The organism is Atlanticothrix silvestris CENA357, assembly GCF_016056295.1.
GTDB classification, from domain to species: domain Bacteria; phylum Cyanobacteriota; class Cyanobacteriia; order Cyanobacteriales; family Nostocaceae; genus Atlanticothrix; species Atlanticothrix silvestris.
Genome location: NZ_JAECZB010000035.1, coordinates 49,011 through 55,718 on the forward strand (window position 1 = coordinate 49,011; position 6,708 = coordinate 55,718).

7 protein-coding genes are annotated in these 6,708 nt (G+C 39.8%); 2 read left to right on the forward strand and 5 right to left on the reverse strand.

Features of this window, described 5'->3' with window-relative positions:
* Window positions 1-348 precede the first annotated feature (348 nt).
* Entirely contained in the window at window positions 349-1,089 is a 741-nt protein-coding gene (locus I8751_RS14405) for a phycocyanobilin:ferredoxin oxidoreductase (RefSeq protein ID WP_225894155.1), read from the reverse strand.
* Window positions 1,090-1,712: 623 nt separating this feature from the next.
* Here I8751_RS14405 and I8751_RS14410 point away from each other — a divergent pair.
* Complete coding sequence (locus I8751_RS14410; protein WP_214439836.1) at window positions 1,713-2,168, forward strand: response regulator; 456 nt, start codon at window positions 1,713-1,715, stop codon at window positions 2,166-2,168.
* Between the two features lie 251 nt (window positions 2,169-2,419).
* On the opposite strand, the gene I8751_RS14415 is transcribed toward I8751_RS14410, so the two are convergent.
* Entirely contained in the window at window positions 2,420-2,938 is a 519-nt protein-coding gene (locus I8751_RS14415; protein ID WP_214439837.1) for a phosphoribosyltransferase, read from the reverse strand.
* Window positions 2,939-3,015: 77 nt separating this feature from the next.
* On the opposite strand from I8751_RS14415, the gene I8751_RS14420 reads away from it, so the two are divergent.
* Entirely contained in the window at window positions 3,016-4,467 is a 1,452-nt protein-coding gene (locus tag I8751_RS14420) for an MFS transporter (RefSeq protein WP_214439838.1), read from the forward strand.
* 28 nt (window positions 4,468-4,495) lie between these two features.
* Here the strand turns inward: I8751_RS14420 and I8751_RS14425 are convergent, their stop codons facing one another.
* From I8751_RS14425 to I8751_RS14435, 3 genes are read right to left on the reverse strand one after another with little or no spacing between them, the layout of a single operon-like run.
* Window positions 4,496-4,711 carry a DUF4926 domain-containing protein gene (locus I8751_RS14425; protein WP_214439839.1) on the reverse strand — a complete coding sequence of 72 codons (216 nt, stop codon included), beginning with the start codon at window positions 4,709-4,711 and terminating at the stop codon, window positions 4,496-4,498.
* A 17-nt stretch (window positions 4,712-4,728) separates the two neighbouring features.
* Complete coding sequence (locus tag I8751_RS14430; protein WP_214439840.1) at window positions 4,729-5,061, reverse strand: DUF6883 domain-containing protein; 333 nt, start codon at window positions 5,059-5,061, stop codon at window positions 4,729-4,731.
* Window positions 5,062-5,083: 22 nt separating this feature from the next.
* Window positions 5,084-6,484 (reverse strand): hypothetical protein, encoded by a 1,401-nt coding sequence (locus tag I8751_RS14435; protein WP_214439841.1) that lies wholly within the window; start codon window positions 6,482-6,484, stop codon window positions 5,084-5,086.
* Window positions 6,485-6,708: the final 224 nt, after the last annotated feature.

Sequence of the window (6,708 nt, forward strand, 5' to 3'; positions counted from 1 at the left end):
TCTAACGCTGTTTTTCGATTCAGAGCAACCCACTGCACAGCCTAATAAATAGATATCCATGACAATCAATTCCCTAATATCTAATAGAGTTTGAGGGAATCTGAACCCTGACCTAGTAGTCAAGAGTTCAGTGCCTTTTGAACCACCTTTGATTAAAGCAACCTGTTTGTGCAAATCTTGTGCAATTTTTTAAACATCCTGAGAGAGTTGATTAAGAAATATAAACATGATTTAAAACCCTTATCTACAAAACGTTTCAGCACTTTACCAATCATGCTATTGTCTTAATGTTTCTTTACATTTCCTATTAAGTTGATTGTGGGATGTGCCACACAATCAACTTCACAATCAAGCTGCACAATCAAAGAGCATGGTAGTCATATAGCGTTCCGTCCATTCTGATCCAAAAGATTTTTCTAAAACCCGTCGAGTTTTATCATTCTGTTGCTGCTTTGTGCAGTAGGAGAGTTGCCCTGCCAATACCTTGGCTACCTCAAGATCAGAAGTTAAAGGAGTTGAGGTACTGGCAATTTGACAATGCAAGATTAAAAATTCCCGGACTCGCTGCAAAAAAGCTGCTTCTTCTTGAGTGCTAACTGGGCGCACAAACAAACAAAATTCTGAGAAAATATCACCCCACTGGGGCAAAGCACGTGGTTGGGAAAACTGGATGGTAGAAAGAGCTGATAACGCTGTGTGGTAACTTTTTGGTAATGAGCGATCTTTATTGATGGGAGACAAATCAGCGATCGCCGCATTAATACCGCCTCTCCCTCCCACCAAATCTGCTCCAAAAATCGGTAGAGCATATTCGGGATTCGGGAACATCACACAATGAAGAATATCCAACGAATTGCCTACCTGAGCTAGTTCTAAATGCAGCTTGCGAAACTGCGGTGTCTGGTAGCAATGATTTTCAATAACCAACCGTTCCCCTTCCAAGCAACCCTCAACGTAACCTAAATCTTCAGGAACTTGATAGGGCGATAAATCCAGATGTTCTTGCCAAACTTCTTCAATACAATTTGCCAGTTGGTGAATTAGGGGATGTTGACGCGATCGCAATGATGTTTGCATAAACTGAGTCATACGCTTTTATTTGAGTAAAGTGTTGATACCTTACATTGGCGTATGGTTTGTGCAAAAGGTGTGCAAACTAGGTTTAAAGTCTCGCCAGTAGCGGGATAGAAACTGTACTGCTTGTAAAAATCCAGATGGCTAACGAGGATAAAGGATCTGCACAACATAACTGGGCGCAACTAAGAAAGAAAAGTCAGCAATGAAGTTTTCTGTTTCGGTCGAAATACCTATCTGTAAAGCTTTCAGGCAGGTATGACCGCGAAACTTCCTTGCGAGGTTTAAGCTATTCTTTTTTAATTAAAGGCGGGTGCTGACTTTGCAGATGCCGTGAAAATTAGCCTTTAGGGAGGGGATATAACGCACAAAAAATCCCTACCAGGGGGATAATAAAATAGATAAGCATCTCCAACAACCTGATCATAAGTAGTTAATTTATCGCGGTTACAAACATTACAACGGTCGTTTTTTTTAGCGGCATTACTTAAGAGTCGTGTCCCTATTAAATAGGGTGTAGTTTTTATGAAAAACATACTCAAAACTTTTGATTTACTAGGTTTCAAGGTCAAACTGTAGCGCTGGCTCTAGGTGAAAAGATTTGTAATTGAGTAGACAACTAAAGGGGACAATCTCTCGTGTCAGGTAATTCTTTTAATAGGAATCCGAAAAACGATACACCAAACATAGATATCTTCAAAGGATTGACAATTCTTGTAGTAGATGATCTAGAGGATAACCTTGTTTTAATTACCTTTCTTCTTGAAAGCTATGGAATACAGGTAGTAGCAGCATCCAATGCAAAAGATGGATTAGAAGCCATTAAACAATCACCAGTTGATGTTTTAATTTCAGACATTAATATGCCTGAAGAAGACGGATATTGGTTGATACATAAAATTCGTTCACTAACGCTGCCACAAAAAAAAGACATTCCAGCGATTGCTATCACTGGACATTTTGGAAATCAGGCGCGTGAGAAAGCTCTCTTTGCTGGGTTTCAAACTTTTCTGGAAAAGCCTTTAAACCTTGAGCAGTTAATTGTAGAAATAGCAAAGCTGCTAAAAAATTCCTGTAAAAGCATTCCTGCTTAATTAGATCGCATAAATAGGGTTTAAGCTGTGTTGGTTCTCAAAATACTTGCTTTTTCTAGTTTTCAATACGAAAACTAGAAAGGCAGTTCCCAACTATAGAAAACGGGAAGCTGCTTTATATTGTCCCTGGTAGTGGTAATAATGAAATCGCTAGATTAACTACCTTATGCAAATTGAATTATTTATCGAAATCAATCCAAACACTGATTTAGGGATGAGTGAGTGTGAAATTAATTTTGTAGATGTGTTTATCAACACAGTTGACTCACCTTAGCCACTAGTTCTGCGAGGTTTATCTGCTCGTAATGTTCAAAGGGTTGATGAATCCAAGGGTTGTCTGGCAAGTAATCAACATAATAATCGGGTTTTATTACCGAACAAGCTTTATACCAAAGTACGGCAGTGCGAATTTCCACAATTGGAAAATTACTATTTTGCTTTAACCAAGGGATAGTCTGCTGGAGAGTGACTCCAGAATCTACCAAGTCATCGACTAAAAGAATATGCTCACCTAATTTTTCGGTAGTCATCGTTAAGTGACGAGAGAATGTTAAATTACCTCTTTCTTGTTTGCCAGAGCCACTGTAAGAAGATGTTGCTAAAATTGCTAGCGGCTGCTGGTATATACGGGAGAGAATGTCTCCGACTCGCAGTCCCCCTCTGGCAAGGCAGACAATCTGATTGAATTCCCAACCAGATTGATAAATTTGAGCAGCCAGTTGTTCAATTTTTTGGTGATAATCTGACCAAGAAACATAAAGGTCTGGCATAAACTTAAAGGAAGTAATTTTTAGTTAGTACTGAAAGCAACACAAACTCTTTATTTTAGTATGAGCGTAAGGTATTTATGAACGATTCTGCTGATGATGATGGCCAAAAAACCCCTGAAAGTCAAAAATTGGATTTTAAAACAAAATTAGCTTACGGTGCAGGAGATTTAGGCCCAGCGATTACTGCCAATATTTCGATATTTTTTTTGTTGGTTTTCTTTACTAATGTCGCTGGTATCCCGGCGGGTTTAGCTGGTAGCGTTTTGATGATTGGCAAAATTTGGGATGCAGTCAATGATCCAATGGTGGGAGTACTAACGGATAAAACTAAATCTCGTCGTTGGGGTCGTCGTCTTCCTTGGATGCTTTATGGAGCAATTCCCTTTGGGATTTTCTTTTTCTTGCAGTGGATTGTACCGCGATTTAGTGCTGATCAGAGTGCAAATATTTGGCCTTTGTTCTGGTATTACGTAGCGATTGGATTAATTTCTCAGGTGTTTTACACGGTTGTGAATTTGCCTTACACGGCAATGACTCCAGAACTAACTCAAGATTATGACGAACGTACTAGCCTCAATAGTTTTCGCTTCACGTTTTCTATTGGTGGCAGTATACTTTCGTTAATTTTATCAAAAGTAGTTTTTTCTTTGATTAGCGATCGCCAACAACAATATCTAGTTTTAGCAGCAGTTTGTACTGTAATTTCGGTTTTATCTTTATATTGGTGTGTTTTTGGAGTCCGCGATCGTATTTTAGCTTTTGAAGCCAAACGCACCCAACTTGAAGAACCACCATCTATCCCTTTCTTTGAACAACTAAAAATTGTTTTTACCAATCGCCCTTTTCTATTTGTAATCGGTATTTATCTTTTTTCGTGGTTAGGTGTACAGATTACAGCCAGCATTATTCCTTACTTTGTGATTAACTGTATGCGTCTGCAAGAATCAGACGTACCTACAGTCATGATTGCAGTCCAAGGAACTGCGTTGCTGATGTTATTTGTCTGGACTGCTTTGAGTAAGAGAATTGGGAAAAAAATTGTTTATTTTTTGGGAATGAGTCTGTGGATAATAGCAGCCGCCGGACTATTCTTCTTACAGCCTGGTCAAATAGTTTTAATGTATATTATGGCTGTCATGGCAGGTGTTGGCGTATCTACAGCTTATTTAGTTCCCTGGTCAATGATTCCAGATGTAATTGAATTAGATGAACTTCAAACCGGACAACGCCGAGAAGGGATTTTTTATGGCTTCATGGTTTTGCTGCAAAAATTCGGTTTAGCCTTCGGGTTATTTCTAGTAGGTAATGCCTTGCAAGCATCCGGTTTTCAATCAGCTGTAGCAGGGCAAAGTATACTACCAACACAACCAGATTCAGCCCTATTGGCTATTCGTATTGCAGTCGGGCCGCTACCAACAATTTGTTTGATTTGTGGCTTAGTTTTGACGTATTTTTACCCAATTACCCGCGAGATGCACGCAGAAATTATGCTGAAACTCCAAGAACGTCATAAGAAAATAGAACGATGAGTTGTCAGACTGCAACGACCACACAGAATTACACTAATGTTCTTGCAACAATTGGCTGATGATATAAAATCATTAGCTGATTAGCATTTAATGTTTCTAATGCATAAGCTTTTCCTGTTAAATCACTAAATTCAACTTCAAAAACTCCAGGTTCATATTCTTCTACAATTGTTCCTACTTGACCGCGGTGCAATCCTAATTCTGGTAAGTCTTCGGTTAAAGCCACAACATTTAATAATTTCATTGCTATTACCTCATTGTTTAGAGTACATAACAGGTAACTAGGCGGGGAAAGCTTTCATTATTCTTCACTATCCAAACGCTTTGAATAATTGCTTGTTTATCTGAACGAATCAAGGGAAAATCGATAATATATTTTTGACCGTATGGATTTCTTTTACCAGGGATAGCATCATAATTAGCTACTGCTTGTAAAAGTATGGCTTGTAACTCTTCGGCATCATTTAAATCTAAATCTAGGGCAGATTTGAATACACGGGCTTTATGTTTTCCTTCTGGATGCTCTGGGTTGAGACAGTAAACTGCTATTTTGTCTATTTCAACGATAGCGCGTTCAGGGTTAGGCAGTTTCATAATACTGTCTCTACAAGCTTTTTCACTTTTTAAAGTCTTCTAGCTGTAAACCATACCAGCCATACCAATGACGCACCGCTAGCCAAACAGCAGAAAGCAAGCCTGCGCCGCTGAGAGTCAAACCACTAAAAGGTACTAATAATCCGAAAACTGGCAATACTGCACCAGCAATGGTACAAACGATCGCAGCTAAAGAAGCACTTTTAGTTGACCCCAACCCCCATGTCAATATTAGTAAGATTAGGGAAATCATCGTCCAAGCCAACTCAGCATTCATGAAGCGAGCTAGATAAGTCAAAGTCAATAAACAAGCAAAGAAAATACTACCAGCGATCGCGACATTTTTTAAACTCATTGGTAGGGATAAATATAACAATAATATCCACCACAAAAAGATTGCTGGTGTTAGCAATAAAAGACGGGGAATTATACCAGTATTACGAATAGGGTTAGTGTTGGTAAATACTCCAAATGGATTTCTCACGGAAACATTATCGTCAAATATCCAAGTAAATTGAGTACTTTGTCCCTCAGTTTTAATCTCATTAGGTACAATACCGCTGGCAAAATCAGCAGAAAAGTTGGCAATTGCTGTAAGGCGGAACCCAGAGAGTAACTGTCCAGTGGTGCTATAAACCCAACGCGGCCCTCCTTGAGCCTGATAGGTGACGCGAAAGCTAGTTTCTTCACCTGGTTGCAGGCGAAAAGGAAAACCATAGTCTCCCGGATTTGTTTGTTCTAATCGAATGCGATCGCGTTCTACTTTATAGTTAGAAAGCAGCGAGTAACCGTTGGGTGGTGGTACTTCAAAGAAAAAATTACTAATATCTTTGAGTCGATTCACAACTTTGTAGTCAGCACTATAATCTATGCGATAAATGGCGCTGCGACCTTGAACATCGGTATTTTGGTCAAGCTTGACTTGAATTTGTGATCCAGCAAGTGTCAAAAAGCGGTTGACCTGTTGCGTATCATTTACCTTGACTATCTTGCCATCTACTTGAGTTGTATACGTAATCGGCTCTTGAGTTACATAACGTACTTGGGGTGCAACTTGTTCTAGCTTATCCCCAGCCACACTTTGAGCTACTTGAGTCACCTTGGCTTGTTCCCAATAGTGATAGCGATTGCTCAAAGTTGAACAAAGAAAAAATCCCACCACCAACAGAACTAATACCAGAGTTAAATGCTGCAATCCCCGCAATAGTTGGGAATAACGAACAGCCCACTCACCAATGAAAATCGCTTCTTCCGCCTGATGGCGACGAAAGGTAAAACTGACAAGAGCGATCGCCACTCCCAAAGCTACTATCAAAAAGACCAATAATAACGAAGCTTTTAGTACATCGGTTCCAAATTGGATTAGTTCTGCTGGATGTGTGAGATCGGGTAATCCTGGAACACCCTGAGTAGAAAAAGACATTGTAGTTTCTTATAGAATTTGGAGAACCAGACCAGTATAATCTCGTAAAAGTTTCTAGATAGGGGCTAGGGGCTAAAATCTAGGGAGCAGAGGAGCAGGGAGCAGAGGAGCAGAGGAGCAGGGGGCAGGGGAGAAGAGGAAAGAGTGTTAATCACAAATGAATAAGTGCGAAGTAGTTTCAAACTCCCCCTCGCACCCCTGCTTCTTCTTCATCCCCCTTGCCC